The 23,161-nt window shown below is 64.6% G+C and carries 20 protein-coding genes; 9 read left to right on the top strand and 11 right to left on the bottom strand.

Features of this window, described 5'->3' with window-relative positions:
• Window positions 1-26 precede the first annotated feature (26 nt).
• The 3 genes from F6B93_RS08290 to F6B93_RS08280 all read left to right on the top strand — a co-directional run bounded on the left by F6B93_RS08290 (window position 27) and on the right by F6B93_RS08280 (window position 2,922).
• Window positions 27-833, top strand: coding sequence for an enoyl-CoA hydratase/isomerase family protein (locus F6B93_RS08290; protein ID WP_211698671.1), 807 nt, complete (start codon window positions 27-29; stop codon window positions 831-833).
• Between the two features lie 234 nt (window positions 834-1,067).
• The gene (locus F6B93_RS08285) at window positions 1,068-1,604 is read left to right on the top strand and encodes a DUF3000 domain-containing protein (RefSeq protein ID WP_246541109.1); all 537 of its coding nucleotides are present in this window, start codon (window positions 1,068-1,070) and stop codon (window positions 1,602-1,604) included.
• Window position 1,605: 1 nt separating this feature from the next.
• Window positions 1,606-2,922 (top strand): HRDC domain-containing protein, encoded by a 1,317-nt coding sequence (locus F6B93_RS08280; protein WP_211698669.1) that lies wholly within the window; start codon window positions 1,606-1,608, stop codon window positions 2,920-2,922.
• A gap of 5 nt (window positions 2,923-2,927) precedes the next feature.
• On the opposite strand, the gene dxs is transcribed toward F6B93_RS08280, so the two are convergent.
• On the bottom strand, window positions 2,928-4,847 hold the full coding sequence (dxs, locus tag F6B93_RS08275) for a 1-deoxy-D-xylulose-5-phosphate synthase (RefSeq protein ID WP_211698668.1): 1,920 nt from the start codon (window positions 4,845-4,847) through the stop codon (window positions 2,928-2,930).
• Between the two features lie 209 nt (window positions 4,848-5,056).
• Between dxs and F6B93_RS08270 the strand changes: the two genes are divergently transcribed.
• The 3 genes from F6B93_RS08270 to F6B93_RS08260 all read left to right on the top strand — a co-directional run bounded on the left by F6B93_RS08270 (window position 5,057) and on the right by F6B93_RS08260 (window position 8,205).
• On the top strand, window positions 5,057-5,500 hold the full coding sequence (locus tag F6B93_RS08270; RefSeq protein WP_211698667.1) for a CBS domain-containing protein: 444 nt from the start codon (window positions 5,057-5,059) through the stop codon (window positions 5,498-5,500).
• A gap of 52 nt (window positions 5,501-5,552) precedes the next feature.
• On the top strand, window positions 5,553-6,842 hold the full coding sequence (locus tag F6B93_RS08265; RefSeq protein ID WP_211698666.1) for an ArsB/NhaD family transporter: 1,290 nt from the start codon (window positions 5,553-5,555) through the stop codon (window positions 6,840-6,842).
• Window positions 6,843-6,918: 76 nt separating this feature from the next.
• The gene (locus F6B93_RS08260) at window positions 6,919-8,205 is read left to right on the top strand and encodes an ArsB/NhaD family transporter (RefSeq protein WP_211698665.1); all 1,287 of its coding nucleotides are present in this window, start codon (window positions 6,919-6,921) and stop codon (window positions 8,203-8,205) included.
• A 6-nt stretch (window positions 8,206-8,211) separates the two neighbouring features.
• Here F6B93_RS08260 and F6B93_RS08255 read toward each other — a convergent pair whose 3' ends face one another.
• From F6B93_RS08255 to F6B93_RS08230, 6 genes are all read right to left on the bottom strand, one after another.
• A complete protein-coding gene (locus F6B93_RS08255; protein WP_211698664.1) occupies window positions 8,212-8,964 on the bottom strand; it encodes an ABC transporter permease in 753 nt (250 codons plus the stop codon).
• Window positions 8,958-9,668: a fluoroquinolone export ABC transporter permease subunit gene (locus F6B93_RS08250; RefSeq protein ID WP_211698663.1), complete on the bottom strand. Its 711-nt coding sequence runs from the start codon at window positions 9,666-9,668 to the stop codon at window positions 8,958-8,960. Before F6B93_RS08250 ends, F6B93_RS08255 begins: the two co-directional genes overlap by 7 nt.
• Complete coding sequence (locus F6B93_RS08245; RefSeq protein WP_211698662.1) at window positions 9,665-10,579, bottom strand: ABC transporter ATP-binding protein; 915 nt, start codon at window positions 10,577-10,579, stop codon at window positions 9,665-9,667. The genes F6B93_RS08250 and F6B93_RS08245 overlap by 4 nt, the downstream gene beginning before the upstream one ends.
• Before the next feature lie 240 nt (window positions 10,580-10,819).
• Window positions 10,820-14,500 carry a PPE family protein gene (locus F6B93_RS08240; RefSeq protein WP_211698661.1) on the bottom strand — a complete coding sequence of 1,227 codons (3,681 nt, stop codon included), beginning with the start codon at window positions 14,498-14,500 and terminating at the stop codon, window positions 10,820-10,822.
• A 354-nt stretch (window positions 14,501-14,854) separates the two neighbouring features.
• A complete protein-coding gene (locus F6B93_RS08235; RefSeq protein ID WP_211699349.1) occupies window positions 14,855-16,078 on the bottom strand; it encodes a class I SAM-dependent RNA methyltransferase in 1,224 nt (407 codons plus the stop codon).
• 20 nt (window positions 16,079-16,098) lie between these two features.
• Entirely contained in the window at window positions 16,099-18,096 is a 1,998-nt protein-coding gene (locus F6B93_RS08230) for an APC family permease (RefSeq protein WP_211698660.1), read from the bottom strand.
• Between the two features lie 133 nt (window positions 18,097-18,229).
• Between F6B93_RS08230 and F6B93_RS08225 the strand changes: the two genes are divergently transcribed.
• Together F6B93_RS08225 and F6B93_RS08220 are read left to right on the top strand one after the other, a co-directional pair.
• A complete protein-coding gene (locus F6B93_RS08225) occupies window positions 18,230-18,913 on the top strand; it encodes a potassium channel family protein (protein WP_211698659.1) in 684 nt (227 codons plus the stop codon).
• A 150-nt stretch (window positions 18,914-19,063) separates the two neighbouring features.
• Window positions 19,064-19,735, top strand: coding sequence for a potassium channel family protein (locus F6B93_RS08220; RefSeq protein WP_281426143.1), 672 nt, complete (start codon window positions 19,064-19,066; stop codon window positions 19,733-19,735).
• 46 nt (window positions 19,736-19,781) lie between these two features.
• On the opposite strand, the gene F6B93_RS08215 is transcribed toward F6B93_RS08220, so the two are convergent.
• Together F6B93_RS08215 and F6B93_RS08210 are read right to left on the bottom strand one after the other, a co-directional pair.
• A complete protein-coding gene (locus F6B93_RS08215) occupies window positions 19,782-20,459 on the bottom strand; it encodes a DUF3159 domain-containing protein (RefSeq protein WP_211698657.1) in 678 nt (225 codons plus the stop codon).
• Between the two features lie 30 nt (window positions 20,460-20,489).
• The gene (locus F6B93_RS08210) at window positions 20,490-20,858 is read right to left on the bottom strand and encodes an OB-fold nucleic acid binding domain-containing protein (RefSeq protein WP_211698656.1); all 369 of its coding nucleotides are present in this window, start codon (window positions 20,856-20,858) and stop codon (window positions 20,490-20,492) included.
• A 178-nt stretch (window positions 20,859-21,036) separates the two neighbouring features.
• On the opposite strand from F6B93_RS08210, the gene F6B93_RS08205 reads away from it, so the two are divergent.
• Window positions 21,037-21,735, top strand: coding sequence for an alpha/beta hydrolase (locus F6B93_RS08205; protein WP_211698655.1), 699 nt, complete (start codon window positions 21,037-21,039; stop codon window positions 21,733-21,735).
• Between the two features lie 57 nt (window positions 21,736-21,792).
• Here F6B93_RS08205 and F6B93_RS08200 read toward each other — a convergent pair whose 3' ends face one another.
• Both F6B93_RS08200 and dut read right to left on the bottom strand, forming a co-directional pair.
• On the bottom strand, window positions 21,793-22,617 hold the full coding sequence (locus tag F6B93_RS08200) for a DUF3710 domain-containing protein (protein WP_211698654.1): 825 nt from the start codon (window positions 22,615-22,617) through the stop codon (window positions 21,793-21,795).
• 77 nt (window positions 22,618-22,694) lie between these two features.
• The gene (gene dut, locus F6B93_RS08195) at window positions 22,695-23,159 is read right to left on the bottom strand and encodes a dUTP diphosphatase (RefSeq protein WP_211698653.1); all 465 of its coding nucleotides are present in this window, start codon (window positions 23,157-23,159) and stop codon (window positions 22,695-22,697) included.
• Window positions 23,160-23,161: the final 2 nt, after the last annotated feature.

Here is a 23,161-nt window from a genome sequence, read left to right as displayed (position 1 = left end):
GACTGCACCTGCGTAACATCATCACGATGCCGGCCACGTACGACGAGTTCCCCAGCCTGCGCTGCGAACCCCACGGCGATGGCGTGCTCAGTCTGGTTCTCGACGCGCCCGGGCTGAACTCGGTAGGACCGCAGATGCACCGCGACCTCGCCGCCATCTGGCCGACGATCGGGCGCGATCCTGCCGTGCGCGTGGTCCTCGTCCGCGGCGAGGGGCGGGCGTTTTCCTCAGGCGGCAGCTTCGACCTGATCGAAGAGACCATGGGCGACTACGAGGGCCGGATTCGGATCTTGCACGAGGCTCGTGATCTGGTGCTCAACCTGGTCAACCTGGACAAACCGGTAGTCTCGGCCATCCGGGGCCCCGCCGTCGGCGCGGGGCTGGTGGTCGCCTTGCTCGCCGACATCTCGGTGGCAAGCCGGACCGCGAAGATCATCGACGGGCACACCAAACTCGGCGTAGCCGCCGGCGACCATGCCGCGATCTGCTGGCCGCTGCTGGTGGGCATGGCCAAGGCGAAGTACTACCTGCTCACCTGCGAGACCCTCTCCGGCGAGGAGGCTGAGCGCATCGGCCTGGTCTCCACCTGCGTCGACGACGACGAAGTGCTGCCCACCGCAACGCGCCTAGCGGAGCGTTTGGCCCATGGTGCCCAAGACGCGATCCGGTGGACCAAGCGCAGCCTCAATCAGTGGTACCGCACGTTCGGCCCCACCTTCGAGACCTCGCTCGGCCTGGAATTCATCGGGTTCAGCGGCCCCGACGTCGCCGAAGGCTTGGCTGCGCTGCGCGAGAAGCGTCCCGCACGATTCACCGAACACGACGTCCGATAAGCCTCCGATAAACCCCGGTCTTCCGATAAGCCCTAGTCGCCCCACCGATACGCCCTCGTCACACCGCACGGCGTGCCTGTCTGCGCGTGCCGCCGGATGGGTCTAACGTCGAATGAGGTGACCCGCGCCGACGACGTACCCGCCGACGTGGGGATACCACCCACTGTGGGGAGGAGAGGAGCGGCGCTCGTGACGTCAGCCGAACCGGCCCCATTCCGCGAGGCGGTAGCGGCCATGAGTACCGTCAGCGTGCGGCCCGAGATCGAGCTCGGCCCGATCCGCCCACCTCAGCGGCTCGCACCGTACAGCTACGCGCTCGGGGCCGAGGTCAAGCATCCCGATGTCGAAATCGTGCCGGAATGCTCCGAAGGCGACGCGTTCGGCCGGTTGATCCTTCTCTACGACCCGGACGGCTCCGAGGCATGGGATGGCAACATCCGGCTGGTCGCCTATATCCAGGCTGACCTGGATTCCCACGAGGCCATCGATCCCCTGCTGCCGGAGGTGGCGTGGAGTTGGCTGGTCGATGGGTTGGCGTCGCACACTGAGCAGATGACCGCTTTGGGCGGCACGGTCACCGCCACCACGTCGGTGCGCTACGGCGATATCTCCGGGCCGGCGCGCGCTCATCAGCTGGAGCTACGGGCGTCCTGGACGGCGACCACACCAGATGTGGGCTCCCATGTCGAAGCGTTCTGTGATGTCCTAGAGCACGCTGCGGGCCTGCCGCCGGCCGGGGTCACCGACCTTAGCTCGCGGTCGCGCGCCTGACATGAGCCCGGAGCTGTCCCCCGAGGCGGCCGCTTCGCCCGCCAGCGCCGAACCCGACCCCACCCCGCTACTACACCCCGCCAATGGGGTGCCGGATCTCGCCGTGACAGCGAGCCAGATCGAGGCCGCCGCGGCACTCCTGGGCCGCGGCAACGGACCGTTTGCGGTGGACGCCGAGCGGGCGTCGGGTTTCCGCTACTCCAATCGGGCCTACCTCATTCAGATCCGGCGGGCCGAGGCCGGCACGGTGCTCATCGACCCGGTGAGCCACGGCGAAGACCCGCTGACCGTGCTGCGGCCCGTCGCCGATGTGCTCAGCCAAGATGAATGGATCCTGCACGCCGCAGACCAGGATCTGCCCTGTCTGGACGAAGTGGGCATGCGGCCACCGGCGCTCTACGACACCGAACTCGCCGGACGCCTTGCCGGGTTTGACCGGGTCAACCTGGCCGCCATGGTGCAGCGCCTGCTGGGGCTGGGATTGGCCAAAGGGCACGGGGCGGCGGATTGGTCCAAGCGCCCGCTGCCGTCGGCCTGGCTGAACTACGCAGCGCTGGACGTCGAGGTGCTGATCGAACTGCGCGCCGCGATTTCGGAGGTGCTGTCCCAGCACGGGAAAACCGACTGGGCCGCGCAGGAATTTGAACATCTGCGGAATGCCGATACCCGCACAGGCACACCGGCGGTCCGGCGGGACCGCTGGCGACGGACCTCGGGCATCCATCGCGTGCATGACCGGCGGGGCCTGGCCGCGGTGCGCGAGTTGTGGTTGGCGCGCGACCGCGTCGCGCAGCGCCGCGACATCGCGCCCCGCCGGATCTTGCCGGATTCGGCGATCATCGAGGCCGCGGTAGCCGACCCGAAGTCCATGGACGACCTCATCGCCTTACCGGTGTTCGGCGGGCGCAACCAACGCCGCAGTGCATCGATGTGGCTGGCCGCACTGGAGGCAGCCCGACAAAACCACGATCCGCCCGAGATCGCCGAGCCGGCCAACGGCCCGCCGCCTGCGGCCCGTTGGGGCAGACGAAAGCCCGATGCCGCGACGCGGCTCGGTGCGGCCCGAACCGCCCTGGCGGAGGTGTCCCAACGCGTCGAGGTACCGACGGAGAACTTGGTCGCACCGGAACTGGTGCGGCGACTGTGTTGGGACTGGGCCGAACCCGGGGACCCCGTCGAAACGGTCCACGAGGTCCTGCGCGCCGGCCAAGCACGAGCCTGGCAGCGAGAACTCGTGGTGCCGGTACTGGCGGCGGCGTTGACACAGGCCGGAACCGCCGACACCGATGCCGACGGTGACACTGGCAAATCCGGGTGAGCCGGCTAGTCGAGATGTTCTGGCAGCTCGGCGTCGGACGCGGAGACGTCGGGACTGAGGGCGGCAACCCATCCGGTAATCCGCCGAGCGACATCCTGGTCGGTGAGCCCCAGATCGGCCAACACCTCACCCCGGGCAGCGTGGGCGTAGAACTCCTGCGGCAACCCGATGTCGCGGCAGGGCACGTGCGTGTCCGCACGCCGCAGCGCCGCGGACACCGCCGATCCCACCCCGCCGTTGATCCCGTTGTCCTCCAAGGTCACGACCAGCTTGTGCTGTGCGGCAAGTTCGCCAACACCGTCGGAGACGGGTAGCACCCAACGCGGGTCGATCACTGTCACTCCGATCCCGTGGCTGTGCAGCAGCTTTGCCGCCGCCAACGCCATCGGCGCGAACGCACCGACGACCACCAGCAGCACATCGTTTCCCACCCCGGCCGCCGGCGCCGCGAGCACATCCACGCCTCCCCGCCGCTCGATGGCCGGAATATCTTCGCCCACAGCACCTTTAGGGAATCGAATGGCCGTAGGGCCGTCGTCGATGTCGAGTGCCTCGCCGAGTTCTTCGCGCAACCGGGCGGCGTCGCGGGGCGCGGCGACCCGGAGGCCGGGCACGATGCCGAGCATCGACAAGTCCCACATACCGTTGTGGCTGGCACCATCCGAGCCGGTAATCCCGGCCCGGTCGAGCACCATGGTGACAGGCAACTTATGCAGCGCCACATCCATCATGATCTGGTCGAACGCCCGGTTGAGGAACGTCGAGTAAATCGCCACCACCGGGTGCATTCCGCCCATGGCGAGCCCCGCCGCCGACGTCATCGCATGTTGCTCGGCGATGCCGACATCGAACAATCGATCCGGAAAACGCTCCCCGAATGCCGTCAGACCGGTGGGACCGGGCATGGCCGCGGTGATGGCCACAATGTCGCGGCGATGTTGGGCGTGCTCGATGAGCGTGTCGGAAAAGGTCGCCGTCCACCCGGGGCCCGCGGTCTTGGTGGCTTTGCCGGTCGCCGGGTCGATCGGGACCGTGGAGTGCATCTGCTCGGCCTCGTCGGCCTCCGCCGGAGGGTAGCCCATGCCTTTGCGAGTAACCACGTGCACGAGTACCGGGGCGCCAAAGCCGCGGGCGCTGCGCAACGCAACCTCCACCGCCCGCTCGTCGTGACCGTCGACCGGGCCGACGTACTTCAGGCCGAGGTCGGTGAACAACAATTGGGGCGACAGCGAGTCCTTGATGCCCGCTTTGACGCTGTGCAGGAAGCGGTACCAGATCTCGCCCACCAGCGGCACCGCGCGCACGACGTCTCGGCCCTGCTCCAGCATCTGCTCGTAGGCCGGCTGCAACCGCAGGGTGGCCAGCCGGTCGGCGACGCCGCCGATCGTCGGCGCGTAACTGCGTCCGTTGTCGTTGACCACGACAACCACCGAGCGTTTCGACGCGGCGATGTTGTTCAGCGCCTCCCAACACATGCCGCCGGTGAGCGCACCATCTCCGACCACCGCGACCACGTGCCGGTTGCGGTGGCCGGTCAACTCGAACGCTTTGGCCAATCCATCGGCATACGACAATGCCGCGCTAGCGTGGCTCGACTCCACCCAATCGTGTTCGCTCTCGCTGCGAGAGGGATACCCCGACAACCCGCCCTTCTTGCGCAGGGTGTCGAATTCCTGGCAGCGCCCGGTCAACATCTTGTGGACATAGGACTGGTGGCCGGTGTCGAAAATGATCGGATCGTGGGGCGAATCGAACACCCGGTGTAGCGCCAGCGTCAGCTCGACCACGCCGAGGTTGGGCCCCAAGTGTCCCCCCGTGGCGGCGACCTTGTTGATCAGGAACTCGCGGATCTCGCACGCCAGCCCCCGCAGCTGCGCCTGGGTAAGGTGCTGCAGATCAGCGGGCCCCCGAATCTTGTGCAGCATTCCGCCAGTGTACGCAGCCGACGGGTGCCACCGACGATCAACTTCGCCCCGCAATGGCGCTGAATGGCGCCGTACGCCACCTTTGGTAGCGTCGGTCTGCGGTGAGCCGGCGAGCCAGGTCGGCATAGCAGTCCAGCGACCCCGGAGAAAATTTGATGAGTGTGGCCCTCGGCGACTCCGCAAGTGCGCGTCAGAAGTATGGTCGCACTATGCGCGCCGAGGAAATCGCTGAGGACTTTCCGACGATAGGCATCAACTCAAATGCACTGGACGCTGCCCGCATGCTCGCTGAGCATCGCTTGCCAGGGCTCTTGGTGATCGACGAGTCCGGCAGACCGCACGCGGTGCTGCCGGCGTCGCAGGTGGTGCGATTCCTCGTGCCGCGCTACGTCCAGGACGATCCCTCGCTGGCCGGAGTACTCAATGAATCGATGGCTGACCGGTGCGCGGAAAAGTTGAGCGGCAAACGAGTTGTTGATGTGTTGCCGGAGCACCTGGTCGACGTTCCTCCAGTCGATGCGGACGACACCATCATCGAGGTGGCCGCGAGAATGGCGCGGCTGCGCAGCCCGCTACTCGCGGTGGTGAAAAACAGAAGGCTGCAAGGGGTGATCACGGCATCGCGCCTCCTCGGAGCGGCACTGAAACCTTGATCTCAAGAAATTCGACGATAAGCGTTCCGCGAGCAACACCACGGGTAACTCGATGAGTATCGTCGCGCTCACTGTCTTCGTGGTGGCCTACGCGCTCATCGCCAGCGACCGCGTCAACAAGACGCTGGTGGCGCTGGGTGGCGCAGCGATCGTGGTTGCGCTGCCGATCATCGATTCCGAGGACGTCTTCTACTCCCACGAGACCGGAATCGATTGGGACGTCATCTTTTTGCTGCTCGGCATGATGATCATCGTCAGCGTGCTGCGCCAGACGGGAGTGTTCGAATACGTCGCGATCTGGGCAGCGAAACGAGCCGGCGGTTCCCCGCTGCGCATCATGATCCTGCTGGTTGTGGTCACCGCGATCGCATCAGCCCTGCTGGACAACGTCACCACGGTCTTGCTGATCGCCCCGGTCACGCTGCTGGTGTGCGACCGGTTGGCGATCAATGCGGTGCCGTTCTTGATGGCCGAAGCGTTCTCGTCGAACATCGGCGGCACCGCGACGTTGGTCGGTGATCCGCCCAATATCGTTATCGCCAGCAAGGGCGGCCTGGCATTCAACGACTTCGTGATCCATTTGGCGCCGATCGTGATCATCGTGATGGCGGTGTTCATCCTCATGCTGCCGCGGCTGTTTCCCGGCGCGTTCGACGCCGATCCGGCCCGGGTGGCTGATGTCATGTCGCTGGAAGAGAAGGAGGCCATTCGCGATCAGGGGCTGCTCATCAAGTGCGGTGTCGTGCTGGTGGCGGTGTTCGTGGCGTTCGTCGCAAGCTCCGCACTGCATCTGAAGCCGGCGATGGTTGCGCTACTGGGCGCCGGCATCCTGGTCTTCGTGTCCCGGCTGGAGCATTCCGACTACCTAGCCAGCGTCGAGTGGGACACGCTGCTGTTCTTCGCGGGCCTGTTTGTCATGGTCGGTGCCCTGGTCAAGACGGGTGTCGTCGAGCAGATGGCGCATCTGGCGATTACCGCCACCCACGGCAACACTTTGCTGACGACGATGGTGATCCTGGCCGTATCGTTGGTGCTCAGCGGGATCGTCAACAACGTTCCCTATGCGGCGACTATGACTCCGATCGTCGCCGAGCTGGTCCCCGTCCTGACGGATGCGGGCCACCCGGACGTGCTGTGGTGGGCCCTCGCGCTGGGCACCGACTTCGGCGGCAACCTCACCGCCATTGGGGCCAGCGCCAACGTCGTGGTTCTGGGCATCGCCAAGCGGGCAGACAATCCGATCTCGTTCTGGGCATTCACCCGCAAAGGCATTGTGGTCACAACGATGTCATTCGTGCTGGCGGCGATCTATCTCTGGGTGCGCTACTTCGTGTTGGGCTGAGCGTTGCGCACACCGGACTTGTGGTAGCGAGGAAGCCACAACGCGCAACCTGTCGTGAGGATTCGGAGGATCGCCGATGAGCATCGTGGCTGTCACGGTATTCGTCGCCGCCTACGCGCTGATCGCCAGCGACCGGATCAACAAGACCGTGGTGGCTCTGGTCGGCGCCGGAATCATGCTCGCGGCGGGGATCGTGGGTTCCCGCGATGTGTTCTATTCGCCGGAAACAGGAATCGATTGGGACGTCATCTTCCTGCTGCTGGGCATGATGGTCATCGTCAGCGTGCTGCGCCAGACCGGTGTTTTCGAATATGTCGCAATCTGGGCGGTCAAACGCGCCAATGCATCGCCGCGCCGCATCATGATCCTCCTGGTCCTGGTGATGGCCATCGGGTCGGCGATGCTGGACAACGTCACCACCGTGCTGTTGATCGCGCCGGTCACGCTGTTGGTGTGTGACCGCTTGTCGATCAACCCGGCGCCATTCCTCATGGCCGAGGTCTTCGCCGCCAACATCGGGGGCGCGGCGACCTTGGTCGGTGACCCGCCCAACATCATCATCGCCAGCCGAGCGGGATTGACGTTCAACGACTTCTTACTCCACATGGCACCAATCGTGGCCATTGTGCTGGCCGCCTTGGTCGCCCTCCTACCCCTGCTGTTCGGGCCCATTACCGTCGAAGCCGATCGGGTCGCCGACATCATGTCGCTGGATGAACGCGAAGCGATCCGCGATCGCCGGCTGCTGATCAAGTGCGGCGCGGTCCTCCTGTTCGTCTTCGCGGCCTTCGTTTCCCATCCCGTGGTGGGTGTCCAACCGTCTGTCGTGGCGTTGCTGGGCGCAGGCGTCCTCATCCTGATATCCGGACTGGATCGATCAGAGTACCTATCCGGCGTGGAGTGGGAGACGCTCCTCTTCTTCGCCGGCTTGTTCACGATGGTTGGGGCTTTGGTGAAGACCGGCGTCATCGATGACCTCGCGCGCGCAGCCGTCGATGCCACCGGCGGCAACGAGTTCTTGACCGTGATGTCGATACTCGGCGTCTCGGCACCGGTGTCCGGCATCATTGACAACATTCCCTATGTCGCCACGATGACACCAATCGTCACGGAACTGATCGACGTGATGCCCGGGAATGTGCACCCCAACACCCTGTGGTGGGCACTGGCGCTCGGGGCCGACTTCGGGGGCAACCTGACCGCGGTCGGAGCTAGTGCCAATGTGGTCATGCTTGGAATCGCCAGGCGTGCAGGCACTCCCGTCTCGTTCTGGGAATTCACCCGCAAAGGCATTGTGGTCACCATGGTCTCGACACTGCTCGCGGCCCTGTACGTGTGGCTGCGTTACTTCGTGTTGACCTAGCCGGGGTCACGGGTACTTGGCGCGGAAGCGCCGAAACAGCAGCCAAGCGATGGCGACGTTGTAGACCGCGCCCCCGACCAGATAGGGCCACCAACTGCCACGATCGTTGGCGACCCAGAACGCCTTGGCGGCCCAGTACGGTGGTAACACACCGAACGCGACGTTCCACCCTGAGTGGACGAACCACGCCATGCAGGGCAGGCCGGCGATCAACAAGCCCAGTCCACGGACCGCCGCCAACGCCTGAATCTTGTTGTTCACCACGGCAATAATCGCCAACAGGGTCACGACTGCCGATAGACCCGCCAGCAACCCTATCGGGATCACCGACGGCACCAGACTCAGGTCTAGCAGCCCGCTGAACGACACCGTGGCAACCACATAGATGGCCGTCACGACGACGACGGTGCCTGCGCGATAGGCGAAAAAGGCTGACAACGGTACGGGGGTGACGCGCAGCGCAGTCAGCGTGCCGGCGTCGACCTCGTCCAGAACAAGGAAGGCGGCCAGCGCCCCGACGACGATGATGCTGGTCAACAGCAGGAACGCGGTCAAGATCAACGGATAGTAGGCAGCGAGATCGAATCCATTGCGGTTGGCCAACATCGTGGCAACGCGCGGAGTGAGTAGCGCCACGCCAGTGGTCCAGATTACCGGTGCGACGACGATCATGACCAACAGCGGGTCGCGGTAGGTACCGCGAAGGTCGTTGCGGCCGAATGCGACCAGTGCCCGCGCCGGCATACCAGCGATCACCATCCGCCCGCCTTCTCGACAACGTGCCGGGTGAACATCGCCCTGGCGGCCCAGTACAGCCCGGCCAGACAAACAATCGGGTAGCACACGGCGTATCCGAACTGCCAGGGCGCCAGACGTATCTGGTCGAAGGCAGCGCCCAGGAGCAGCAATGGTCCCTGGGTCGGCCACAGATACAACACTGGGTTAGGCCACAGGCCGGAGTAGTACAGGAGCGGTAGGTTCATCACCGCAAGTGGGATGCTCGCCGCCAGAAACCAGTCGGTGATGGAGGCAAACGGCAACGAGCTGGTGAAGCCCACCAATAGCATCAGCAACGTCCCCAGCGCCACCCCGAGGATCATCGGTGCCGGGCGATAGGAAAATCCGTGTGCGACAGTCACTACCGCGACGGCCACTGTCAGCGAGATGAGGAGCAGAACGGCCAGTTTGGCGACGAGGTACTCGCCGAACCGGAGCGGGCTGGCGATAACCGCGGACAGCGTGCGTTCCTGCTTTTCGAAGAACACGGTGCCCCCGACGAAGAAGAACCCGATGACGATGATGTCGCCCACGAGCACGTAGGGTTCGGCAACCGGACGTAGGTGGCCTGGCATCGGCAGCAGCACGGCTAGCCAAATCAACCCGGAGAATGTCGCCGCGTGCAGGAACCGCTGCCGGGATTGCAGGACCAACTCCAGCCGCAGCGCCGTTGCGAGGCGCGTCACGCCAACCGCCGGCCGGTGACTTCAACGAAGACGTCGTCGAGGGTGGCTTCCCTGCTGTGGATGGTCTCGACGTGATGTTCACGCAGCACCGCGTGGAAGGCGGGATCATCGGCCAGGGTATCGATCGCGAACTCGGCAGCGGCCAGACCGCCACCCCGTTCTCTCGTGTCGCGGTATTCGACGCGGACCTTCCGCCGGCTCCGCGCGATCTTCAGTTCGGCGGGCCGATCGAGCGCGACGATCGTCCCATCGACGACGAACGCCACCCGATCACAGAGCTCATCGGCCGTCGCCATGTCGTGGGTGGTCAGGAACACTGTGCGCCCGCGGGCTTTCAAATCCAGGATCATTTGTTTGACTCCACGAGCGTTCACCGGGTCCAGGCCGGCGGTTGGTTCGTCGAGGAAGAGCAATTCGGGATCATTGAGCAGCGACCTGGCAAAGGTCAGCCGCATCTGCATGCCCTTGGAGTACTTGCCCACTCGGGTGTGGGCGTCCTCGGCCAGGCCGACGGCGTCGAGCAGCTGCATCGGGTCGACCGTTGCGCATCCATACAGCGACGCGAAGAACCTGAGGTTCTCTAGCCCGCTAAGCCGCTGGTAGTGGTTGGGGAGCTCGAATGACACGCCGATGCGCTCGTAGTAGTCAGGTCCCCAGGCCTTCGGCTCGTGGCCCCAGACCGTGGCCTCCCCATCGTGGCCACGAAGCAGGCCGATGAGTAGTCGCTGCGTCGTCGATTTCCCCGCTCCGCTGGGGCCGAGGAACCCGAAGATCTCGCCGCGGCTCACCGTGAAGTCCATACCTCGCACGGCGGGCGTTGGCGCCTTGGGGTAGGAAAAGGTGAGCCCGCGGACCCGGATCACCTCGGTCGCGACGTCCGCAGGTTGGGCCGCTGGCGTGATGTCGGGCATGACGGACGCTCTTCCCTCCCGGTGAGCGCGGTACGCCGGACGTGCCGCGCGGGAACACGGATTGTCTGTTCCGACCAGACTTCCCGGATCGCCATCGTCAGCATAGTCGGGCTCGGGCTCGCGTCGGCATCGCGGCAGCAGGGTGTGGAGGTCCCCAGCGGCCCGCCCGGCGGTGGAGATTCACCCGCCGAGCGGCCGCTGCTCACACCGCGCCTGAATCGGCTACGGACAGATCCGCATCTATGCGGCAATGTGCAGCGGGCCGATACCGATGAGGTTGTCGCCGGTGAGCCCAATGCCGATGTTGTTGTTGCCGGTGTTGAACAGGCCCTGGTTGAAGTTGCCCTCGTTGCCAACACCAAGCCAGGGCAGATAGCTGAATGGCAAGCCGGTGTTGCCGATTCCGGTGTTGAACAGACCCACGTTCTCGAGGCCGTTGTTACCGATGCCAATCGCACCAAAGGTGGTGACGTTGTTGGGATCCACCGGGAAGTTCGGGCTCACATTGCCGAAACCGATGTTGATCGAACCGGTATTGAAGCCGCCAAAGTTGCCCGCGCCCAGATTGTTGAGACCAAAGTTGAACTCACCGGTATTGAAGAACCCGAAGTTACCGCTGCCCACATTGCCGTAACCGAAGTTCGGCAGATCCGACAGGCTCTGCGCCGCCTGCTCCGGCCATGCCGCCAGCGCCTGCGCCGGCGCCGACAGCAACCCTGATAGCGCACCCTGCTCGATGTGCAGCGGGCCAATCCCGATCAGGTTGTCGCCAGCGAGCCCGATGCCGATGTTGTTGTTGCCGGTGTTGAACAGGCCCTGGTTGAAGTTGCCCTCGTTGCCGACACCAAGCCAGGGCAGACGGCCGATCGGCAAGCCCTGGTTGCCGGTACCGGTGTTGAACAGGCCCACGTTCTCGAGACCGTTGTTACCGATACCAATCGAACCGAACGTGGTGACGTTGTTGGGATCGACCGGGAAGTTCGGGCTCACGTTGCCGAAACCGATGTTGATCGACCCGGTGTTAAACCCACCGATGTTGAACTCACCGTCATTGAAGAACCCGACGTTGCCGCCACCGACATTGCCGTAACCGAAGTTCGGCCACTGCGACATCGCCTGCGCTGGCGCGGCCGCCAACGCCTGCGCCGGCGACACCAACCCTGATAGCGCGCCGTGGTCGAAGTTCAGCGGACCGATCCCGATCAGGTGATCACCGTTTAGCCCGATGCCGATGTTGTGGTTGCCGGTGTTGAACAGGCCCTGGTTAAAGGTTCCCTCATTGCCCACACCCAACAACGACAGATAGCTCAACGGCAAGCCCTGGTTGTTGATACCAGTGTTGAACAGGCCCACGTTATTCAGGCCGTTGTTACCGATACCCAAACCACCAAAGACGGTGACGTTGTCGGGATCCACCGGGAAATTCGGGCTCAGGTTGCCCAACCCGATGTTGGCCGAACCAGTGTTGAACCCACCGATGTTGAACTCACCGGTGTTGAAGAACCCGACGTTGCCGCCCCCCACATTGCCGTAACCGAAGTTCGGCCACTCCGACACCGCCGACACCGCCTGCGCTGGCGCGGTCGCCAACGCCTGCGCCGGCGACACCAACCCTGATAGCGCACCGTGGCCGAAGTTCAGCGGACCGATCCCGATCAGGTGATCACCGTTTAGCCCGATACCGATGTTGTGATTACCGGTGTTGAACAGGCCCTGGTTAAAGGTTCCCTCATTGCCCACACCCAACAACGACAGATAGCTCAACGGCAAGCCCTGGTTGTTGATACCAGTGTTGAACAGGCCCACGTTATTCAGGCCGTTGTTACCGATACCCAAACCACCAAAGACGGTGACGTTGTCGGGATCCACCGGGAAATTCGGACTCAGGTTGCCCAACCCGATGTTGGCCGAACCAGTGTTAAACCCACCGATGTTGAACTCACCGGTGTTGAAGAACCCGACGTTGCCGCCCCCCACATTGCCGTAACCGAAGTTCGGCCACTGCGACATCGCCTGCGCTGGCGCGGTCGCCAACGCCTGCGCCGGCGACACCAACCCTGATAGCGCACCGTGGTCGAAGTTCAGCGGACCGATCCCGATCAGGTGATCACCGTTTAGCCCGATACCGATGTTGTGATTACCGGTGTTGAACAGGCCCTGGTTGAAACTGCCCTCATTGCCCACACCCAACAACGACAGATAGCTCAACGGCAAGCCCTGGTTGTTGATACCGGTGTTGAACAGGCCCACGTTATTCAGGCCGTTGTTACCGATACCCAAACCACCAAAGACGGTGACGTTGTCGGGATCCACCGGGAAATTCGGACTCAGGTTGCCCAACCCGATGTTGGCCGAACCAGTGTTAAACCCACCGATGTTGAACTCACCGGTGTTGAAGAACCCGACGTTGCCGCCCCCCACATTGCCGTAACCGAAGTTCGGCCACTCCGACACCGCCTGCGCTGGCGCGGCCGCCAACGCCTGCGCCGGCGACACCAACCCTGATAGCGCACCGTGGTCGAAGTTCAGCGGACCAATCCCGATCAGATGATCACCAGTCAGCCCGATACCGATGTTGTGATTACCCGTGTTGAACAGCCCCTGGTTGAAACTGCCCTCATTGCCCACACCCAACAACGACAGATAGCTCAACGGCAAGCCCTGGTTGTTGATACCGGTGTTGAACAGGCCCACGTTATTCAGGCCGTTGTTACCGATACCCAAACCACCAAAGGCAGTGAGATTGTTGGGATCCACCGGGAAATTCGGACTCAGGTTGCCCAACCCGATGTTGGCCGAACCAGTGTTGAACCCACCGATGTTGAACTCACCGGTGTTGAAGAACCCGACGTTGCCGCCCCCCACATTGCCGTAACCGAAGTTCGGCCACTCCGAGACCGCCGACACCGCCTGCGCCGGCGCAGCCACCAACTGTGCCGCCGCCGACGCTGGTGCCGCCAATTGCGCCGCGACCGCCGACAATGCACCGGAATTGATGTGCAGTGGGCCAATCCCGATCAGGTTGTCGCCGGTCAGCCCGATACCGATGTTGTGATTACCGGTATTGAACAGGCCCTGGTTGAAGTTGCCGTGATTGCCCGCACCCAACAACGACAGCAACCCCACGGGCAAGCCCTGGTTGTTGGTACCAGTGTTGAGCAGGCCCACGTTATTCAGGCCGTTGTTACCGATTCCCAACGCACCAAAGGCAGTGAGGTTGTTGGGATCCACCGGGAAATTCGGACTCAGGTTGCCAAACCCGATGTTGGCCGAACCGGTGTTGAACCCACCGACGTTGAACTCACCGGTGTTGAAGAACCCGACATTGCCGCCCCCCACATTGCCATAACCAAAGTTCGGCCACTCCGACACCGCCGACACCGCCTGCGCCGGGGCGGTCGCCAACGCCTGCACAGGCCCCCCCGCCAACTGCGCCACCGCCGCGGCTGCTCCACCGTGGTACGCCACCATCGCGGCGACGTCTTGAGCCCACATCTCCTCGTACTGGAATTCGGTTGCCGCGATCGCCGGGGCATTGAGCCCCAACACATTCGACAACACCAGTGCCACGAACTGATCGCGGTTGGCTGCCACCAGCGCCGGATGCACGGTGGCCGCCAGCGCCGCCTCAAAAACGTCGGCGACCGCATTGGCCTGCGAGGCCGCGACCGTTGCTTGGGTTGCCGCGCTGCTCAACCAGCCCGCATACGGCGCCGCCGCTGATGCCATGGCCTGAGCCGCCGAACCCTGCCACGCCTGATCGACCAATTCTGCGGTCAGCGACACAAAAGCTGTTGCCGCCGAGTCTAATTCGGACGCCAAGCCATCCCAGGCGGCCGAGGCCGCCAACATCGGGCCTGAGCCAGCTCCGGAAAAGAGCCTGGCTGAGTTGATCTCTGGTGGCAACACCGAAAAGTTCATGACTCAAACCCCCTTTCTCGCGTGGCGGTTTTCCCACGCGGTCCGTGTCACACGGTCATCTACCCGCTTGGCCGTAGGACACTACATCGACCGTTGCCGAAAATTCCTCGAGTCCAGCGACTCGCGATCAGTTCATATTTGGTTCATAGATTTGCTGATTCAATGTGCCCACAACCTGTAGCAATGTGCACACGATGTGCACGGCCACGATGCAGAATGCACACAGGCCTTTAGAAATCAGTAAGCGTTTTGTCGCATTTCGCCTCGTTGCGCGCTTTGATGCGGTATGCGATGCGGCCTACGGCACGCATGGACGTTAGAGCCGTGACAGGGGGCCGCCATTTGTGAGGTGCGCTAGCGGGTTAAGAGCCCAAAGCACTCGGCGTAGTGGGTCAGCGGGAACGCGTCGAACACCTTGATCTTTTCGACGCGGTAACCATGACCGAGGTAGAGACCGATATCACGAGCAAAAGACGCTGCCTCGCAACCGATATGCACGACACGTGGTACGCCCGCGGCAGCCACGAGGTCGATCACTTCACGCCCGGCACCCGACCGCGGCGGATCTAGCACTGCCACGTCAGCACCTGCTCGTTGCGCCTCGAGCGTCCGTCGCACCGAACCGGTGACGGTCTCCACTTGTGGTAGATCGCCCACGGCGGCACGCGCGGCCCCCGATGCCGCACGCGAGGTATCGACGGTCAGCACCCGCCCGGACTCCCCCACCGCCTCGCCGAGCACGGCCGCAAAGACTCCCGCACCGCCGTAGAGATCCCAGGCGGTGTTGCCGGCACCGGGTTGCGCCCAGTCGGCGACCAGGCCGCTATACACCGCCGCCGCGTCGCGGTGGGCCTGCCAGAAGGCCGTGACTGGCACCCGCCAGCTGCGCAGGCCCACCCGCTGCAGCGCGTGATACTCACCCTCGACCACCTTCGTCGCGTACCGGTTGGGTGCGTTGCGGCGGCCGTGCCGCGCGGTGCGCACCACCACATGGCGCTCACCCTCGTCGTCGACTGCCACATGCAATTGGGCCGCCGGCGTCCAGTCGCCCGTTGCAAGCCCATCGAGCATGCCGGCCGGCAGCTGCCCGCAGCGCAGGTCAGTGACCAGCTCATCGCTGTGGTAGCGGTGGAAACCGGCGCGGCCGCTAGCACCCACGTCAAGCCGGACCCGGGTACGCCAACCGGTGGGGCCCGCATCCGACAGTGGTTGCACCTCACCATTCCAGCGATATCCACCCAGACGTTCCAGCTGGTTGGCCACAACTTGTCCCTTGAGCGCCAGGGCAGCTTCTGGAGCGGCGAACGCCAGATCGCAACACCCAGAGCCGTTCACCCCGGCGATCGGGCATAGCGGCGCCCGCCTGTCGGATGACGGGTCAATCACCTCGACAACCTCTGCGTGCCAATAGGAACCGCGGTCCGCAGTGACGCGTACTCGCACGCGTTCACCGGGCAACGCGTAGCGGACGAAGACCACCCGGCCTGCGTGGTGCGCGACGCAGCTGCCACCGTTCGCGGGCGCACCGGCAACCACCGTGAGGTCCCCACACGGTGCCGGCGGCGTCGCGTGATCGATGGCTCGGTCGGGGTCTCGGGTCAATCGAGGATCCCCCGACGTGTATCACCGGGAGCCACGTGCGGCTCCAACGTCTTCAGCCGTTCGGACGAAGTCAGCTGCCAGGGAACCGATGTCACCATCACCCCTGGCATGAACAACAACCTGCCCTTGAGCCGCAATGCGCTCTGGTTGTGCAGAACCTGCTCCCACCAGCGCCCCACGACATACTCGGGGATGAAAACGGTCACCACCGTTCGCGGCGACTCCTTGCTCGCTCGTTTGACGTAATCCAGTACTGGACGGGTGATTTCACGGTACGGGGAGGCAATGACCTTGAGCGGCACGCTAATATCGCTGTCCTGCCATTGGCGCACCAGCTCGCGCGTCTCGGCATCGTCGACGCTGACCGTTACGGCTTCCAAGATGTCAGGTCGGGTGGCGCGCGCGTAGGCCAACGCGCGCCGCGTCGGTAGGTGCAACTTCGAAACCAGCACGACGGCGTGATTGCGGCTCGGCAGGACCATCGCGTTTTCCTCATCGGCAGCCTGTTCCGCCAATTCCCGGTTGACCGCGTCGTAGTGCCTGCGAATCAGCTTCATCACGATGAAGAGCGCGCCCATGGTGACAATCGCGATCCAGGCTCCAGCAAGGAATTTCGTAATCAGCACGATCAATAGGACCGTGCCGGTGGATATGAAGCCGACAGTGTTGACCAACCGAGAACGCACCATTCTGCGCCGGACGGGTGGATCGGTCTCGTCACGCAGCAACCGGGTCCAATGCCGTACCATGCCGATCTGGCTCAGCGTGAACGAGATGAACACACCGACGATATAGAGCTGGATCAGCGCGGTGAGTTCGGCGCGGAACGCAACAACCGCCCCGATCGCCGACGCCGCCAGGAACAGGATCCCGTTGGAGAAGGCCAGCCGGTCCCCGCGAGTGTGCAGTTGGCGTGGCAGGTAGCTGTGCTGCGCCAAGACCGAGCCGAGCACCGGAAAGCCGTTGAACGCCGTGTTGGCGGCCAGCACCAGGATGAGTGCCGTGGCCGCGGTAATCAGCAAGAACCCGACATGGAAGCTACCGAAAACGGCATGGGCCAGCTGTGCAACCAGCGTCTTCTGGCGGTAGTCCGGTGGAGTGCCGGTCAGCTGCGTACTGGGATCATCGGCGACCTGGGCTCCGGTCATGACTGCCAGCGCGACCACCCCCATCAGCAGGGCCACCGCAATGCCGCCCAACATGAGCAACGTTGTGGCAGCGTTGCGCGATTTCGGCTTCCGAAACGCCGGCACGCCGTTGCTGATCGCCTCCACCCCGGTTAGTGCCGCACAACCGGACGAGAAGGACCGGGCCACCAGAAATGCCAGCGCGAGACCAGCGATCCCGCTGTGTTCTGCGTGCATCACGAACCCGGCGGATTCGGCACGCAGCGGGTTATTCAGAACGCAGATCCGAAATAGCCCCCAGATGAGCATGGCGCTGACACTCGCAATGAACAAATAGGTCGGGACCGCGAACGCCAGCCCGGATTCGCGAACGCCGCGCAGGTTCATCGCCATCACGAGCACGATGGCGCACACGGCGAAGAACACCTTGTGGTCGTACACGAACGGAATAGCGGAGCCGATATTCGATGACGCCGAGGCGATCGAAACCGCGACGGTAAGAACGTAATCGACCATCAGCGCGCTGGCGACCACGAGGCCGGCGGTGTCCCCTAGGTTGGTGGTGACGATCTCGTAGTCACCGCCACCCGACGGATAGGCGTGTACGTTCTGCCGGTAGCTGGACACCACGACCAATAGCACCGCGGCCACGGCCAACGCGATCCACGGCGCCATCGCATAGGCCGCCACGCCGGCCACCGACAGCATCAGGAAGATCTCCTCCGGGGCGTACGCCACCGATGACATGGCATCTGAAGCGAACACCGGCAGGGCGATCCGCTTCGGCAACAACGTGTGGCTCAGCCGATCACTACGAAACGGCCGACCGATGAGCAACCGGCGCGCGGCGGTGGAAAGTTTGGACACGAGAGCCAAGAGTAAGCCCACGCGGGTGTGGCGGTAGCGTTCCGTAGGCGAGAATGTTGAACGACCGGTGTCGGGCCACCAACGTTGGTGGCCGGGGAGCAAAGCGCGCAGAACGCAGCCGAGAGGACCTCTAGTGCGGGTGGTGGTGATGGGGTGCGGCCGAGTGGGTTCTTCGCTGGCCGACGGGCTGTCCCGAATCGGCCATGATGTCGCGGTTATCGACCGTGACAGCACCGCCTTCAACCGGCTCAGCGCGGAGTTCGATGGACAGCGAGTGCTGGGCCAGGGATTCGACCGGGACGTGCTTTTGCGGGCGGGTATCGAGGCGGCAGATGCATTCGCGGCGGTGTCCTCCGGTGACAACTCCAACATCATCTCGGCCCGGTTGGCTCGCGAGACTTTCGGCGTTCAGCGCGTCGTCGCACGCATCTACGACGCCAAGCGCGCTGAGGTTTACGAACGACTGGGTATCCCCACGATTGCCACCGTGCCCTGGACCACTGATCGCCTGCTCAACGCTTTGACGCACGACTCGGAGACCGCGAGGTGGCGAGATCCGACCGGTACCGTCGCGGTCGCCGAGGTAATCCTTCACGAAGACTGGGTCGGTCATCGCGCCACCGACCTGGAGCAGGCCACCGGTGCCAGGGTCGCGTTCCTGATCCGATTCGGCACCGGCGTATTACCCGAACCGAAGACCGTCCTGCAGGCCGGCGATCAGGTCTACGTGGCCGCGATATCCGGCCGAGCCGCGGAGGCGGTGGCCATCGCGGCCTTGCCACCGAGCGAAGACTTCGATTCCGAACCCAGAAGATAGAAACCCAACGACAGACACAACCCGACGACCAAGAAATCCGACGACGATGAAGTACACCGACAAAAACGGCAGCTGGGCTGGTGTTCGCACCCGAGTTGCCGGGTTGGCGCCCTGCTGCCGCGGTAGGGACTCGACCCGATTGCGGGAGACGTGGCGCAGATGAAAGTCGTTGTCGCCGGAGCCGGCGCCGTGGGCCGCTCCGTCACCCGCGAACTCGTGGAGAACAACCACGAAGTCACCCTGATCGAGCGCAACGCCGATCACATCGAAGCCGACGCCATCCCCGCCGCGCGTTGGCGGCTGGGAGATGCCTGCGAGCTGAGCTTGCTGGAATCGATACACCTCGAGGACTTCGACGTCGTCGTCGCCGCCACCGGCGATGACAAGGTCAACGTGGTACTCAGCCTGCTGGCCAAGACCGAATTCGCGGTGCCACGGGTGGTGGCCCGCGTCAACGACCCCCGCAACGAGTGGTTGTTTACCGACGCCTGGGGGGTGGACGTAGCGGTGTCCACGCCACGCATGCTCGCGTCCCTCATCGAGGAAGCGGTTGCCGTCGGCGACCTCGTGCGATTGATGCAGTTCCGCAGAAGCCAGGCCAACCTGGTCGAGATCACCTTGCCCGACGACACCCCATGGGGCGGGAGGCCGGTTCGCAAATTGCAGCTGCCCCGCGATGCCTCGCTCGTGACTATCTTGCGCGGACCGCGAGTCATCGTGCCGGAGGCCGACGAGCCGTTAGAGGGCGGCGACGAGTTGCTCTTCGTGGCGGTCACCGAAGTGGAGGACGAACTGCGCAAGCTGCTGCTGCCTACCACCTAGCCGGTGCGCCGGACCGCCGCTATCACAGCCAGGCGCACGCCGGGACCTAGTCAGCGACGCCATCCGTGTCCAACCCGGTGACGCCCGCGGTGGGGTTGTCGGCGACCTCCATGGGAGCACGCATAGCGCGCTGGGCGGCCTTGATCGCTGCATACGTCGCCAGGGCCGCTAACGCCGTCAACGGCCACCCCATCCCGATCCGCGCCACCCCGAGCCAACCCGTCTTGTCGGCGTCGTAGAGGAGCCGCTGGACAATAAACCGGGCAGCGAATACCAGCGTCCAGCCGAGCGTGGCGATGTCGAACGCATAGACAGCCCGCGGCACGCCACGCCAGCTGAGATCGCGCCGGCTGGCCCAGCTCCACAAGTACCCGACCAGCGGTCGGCGGATCAGCACTGACACTGCGAAAACGACACCCCACAGCAACGACATCCAAATGCCGAGCAAAAAATAACCTTTGGACTGCCCCACCAGGTAAGCGATCAGCGCACACACGGCAACACCGAAGAACCCGGACACCGCGGGTTGCGCAGACTCCCGACGGGCCAACCGCCACAGTAAGACCAAGGCGGCCGTGCCTACGGCAACCGCGATGGCGGCCACCAAGCCGGCGACACTGGATGCGATGACGAAGGCCACCACCGGTAGCGATGAGTAGACCAGACCGCTGACACCGCCGGCCTGTGCCAGCACGCGCTCGGCACTGATGCGGTTAGTCTCCACGAGGATCTGGTGAGTCCGGTGGCCAGCCGGTCAGCGTTGGATCTCGTAGTGCGGGTTGTAGATCGCCTTGGTTCCGTTCTCCAGCTTGCCTAGCCGACCCCGCACCCGCAGGGTGCGACCGGAGTCGATACCCGGTATGCGCCGTTGGCCCAGCCAGACCAGCGCGACCGTATCGGTGCCATCGAACAGTTCGGCCCGGACCCCACCGGCACAACCCTTGCCGTTGGTTTCCACGCAGCGCAACGTGCCCACCATCGTCACCTCCTGGCCGCGCTCGCAATCGATGGCACGCTGCGCACCCGAGTTGACCACCTCGTCGGACAACTCCTCCACATCCCGCTGCTCCGGATCTTCCGTCAAGCGACGGGTCAGCCGGCGCAGATAACCCTCGGCCCCCATGGCCACTCCTGACACCTCATTTTGTTGTTTCTTGTTGTTCACAGTCGTTGCTGCAAGCTACCTAACTACCGGCGCGTTTATCTATGCCAACGGTCACCGTAGACCTGTTGGTTCCCGGGCGCCACACCGACAAGCAAGTCACCTTGGAGCAACCTCAGACTCCGGGCACTATCAAGGGGTGGCTGTCGATCTGCGCGGTGTCACCACCGTGCTGTTGCCCGGAACCGGATCCGACGACGACTACGTCTACCGGGCATTCTCCGGCCCCTTGCAACGGGTGGGCGCACAATTGGTGACTCCGCGGCCACAGCCGGGTCAGTTGATCGACGGGTATGTGGCCGCCCTCGACACCGCCGCAGCCACCGGACGGATCGGCGTCGGCGGCGTGTCGATCGGTGCCGCGGTCGCCGCAGCATGGGCATTGGCCCATCCCGATCGTGCAGTCGCTGTCCTGGCGGCCCTGCCGGCCTGGACGGGCGCACCCGGATCAGCGCCTGCCGCGGCCGCGGCGCGGCATTCGGCAGCGCAGCTTCGTCGCGACGGACTGGCGGCGACCACGACTCAGATGCGGGTGTCCAGCCCGCCGTGGCTTGCCCAGGAGCTGACCCGGTCGTGGCACGCCCAGTGGCCCCAGTTGCCCGACGCGATGGAAGAAGCGGCGGAATACGTCGCACCCAGCCGCGCCGAGCTGACCCGACTCGCCGCCCCGCTCGGTGTCGCTGCCGCGGTCGACGATCCAATTCACCCGTTGCAGGTCGGCGTCGACTGGGTATCCGCGGCGCCGCACGCGGCGCTGCACGTGGTAACCCTGGACGAGATTGGCGCAGACGCCGCGGCACTGGGCGCAGCCTGCCTGGCCGCTCTCGGCGAGCTCTAGGACCGCGCAGCCCCTATCACTCGACCTGGCCCCCCGCCAGGCGGTGCGACCGGAAAGCTAGCCTCCGGTCGTGCTGCGCAATTGCTGCATGGCCGATCCTTTCGCGCCACGGCGTGGTGCCGCCGCGTCGGGCTGCTGTGGCGCCCCGACCGGTCCGCCGCCAGCGGGTGCCCCCTCGCCTGCGGGGAGGTCGCCCTGCGCAGCGGCTGCCTCACGCAGCTGTGCCACCATCGGCTCCGGTAGCTGCACCGGCAGCGGCGTTCGCACCGGCAGCGGCGTATCACCGCGGCGAACCACGGTATCCACCAGCGCCTCGCGGGCCTCGTCAGTGAGCGCCTCGAAGGTTTCATGCGGGCCATTGACGACGCAGCGGATCATCCAGCGATAGCCATCGATCCCAATGAAGCGCACCGCGCCGGCGGCGGTGCCGATGACTTCGCGACCCCACGGGCCGTCCTTGATCGACACTGTGGCCGAATCCTCGCGCAGCGAATCGGCCAGCTCACTAGCCACGTCACGCCATAGGCCACCGGTTTTCGGTGCCGCGTACGCCGCGATCGTGTACCGACCGTTGGCCGTGACGACCCACACCGCGCTGGGGACCCCGCTGTCGGTCAGTTCGACCTGCACCTGCCCCGCCTCGGGCATGGGAATGAGTACCGAACCCAAGTCGAGGCGTGCCAGCTCTGCGACCGCCGGGTCATCGAAGTCGTCGATGTCGAAGGGGCCCTGCACGTCGTCTGACTCGGCTGCGGACACGCTCGCCCCCGCGGAGCCGGCTTCTCCGGCCTGCTCGTCGGCCGGCTCGATGCCCGCCGACTCGGCGGGGGTACTTCCGGCGTCTTTTCTGCTGCCTTTTTCTGCGCGTCTACCGAATGCCATCGCCAGCGCCGCTCTTCCCCGCGCACGGGGGGGACCCCCACCTCATCGCGACTCCCTTCTGCCTCGTCGCCACGTGGTCACAAACTCGCGTGCCCGCCGGAGGAACCGTGGCCACCGTCGCCACGCGATGTCGCGGCCAGCCCCGCCTCGTCGAACGACGAGACCTCAACCAGCTCTACCAACTCGACTCGCTGCACCAGCAGCTGAGCGATGCGGTCGCCGCGATGCACCACGATGGGCGTGGCTGAGTCGAGGTTAATCAGCGCGACCTTGATCTCGCCACGATAGCCCGCGTCTATCGTGCCCGGACTGTTCACGATCGAAAGCCCCACCCGCGCGGCCAATCCCGAACGGGGGTGAACCAGTCCGACCATTCCAACCGGAATGGCCACGGCGACGCCGGTGGGAACGAGGGCGCGCTGCCCAGGTGCCAGCTCGATGTCTGCTGCGCTGTAGAGATCCACACCGGCGTCGCCGTCGTGGGCGCGGTTGGGCAGCGGGAGCCCTGGGTCGAGGCGGACAACGGCCAGACTGGTCGACACGG

The organism is Mycobacterium spongiae, assembly GCF_018278905.1.
Taxonomy (GTDB): domain Bacteria; phylum Actinomycetota; class Actinomycetes; order Mycobacteriales; family Mycobacteriaceae; genus Mycobacterium; species Mycobacterium spongiae.
The sequence above is the reverse complement of the archived record's forward strand: the minus strand, read 5'-3'. Positions and strand labels throughout refer to the sequence as shown.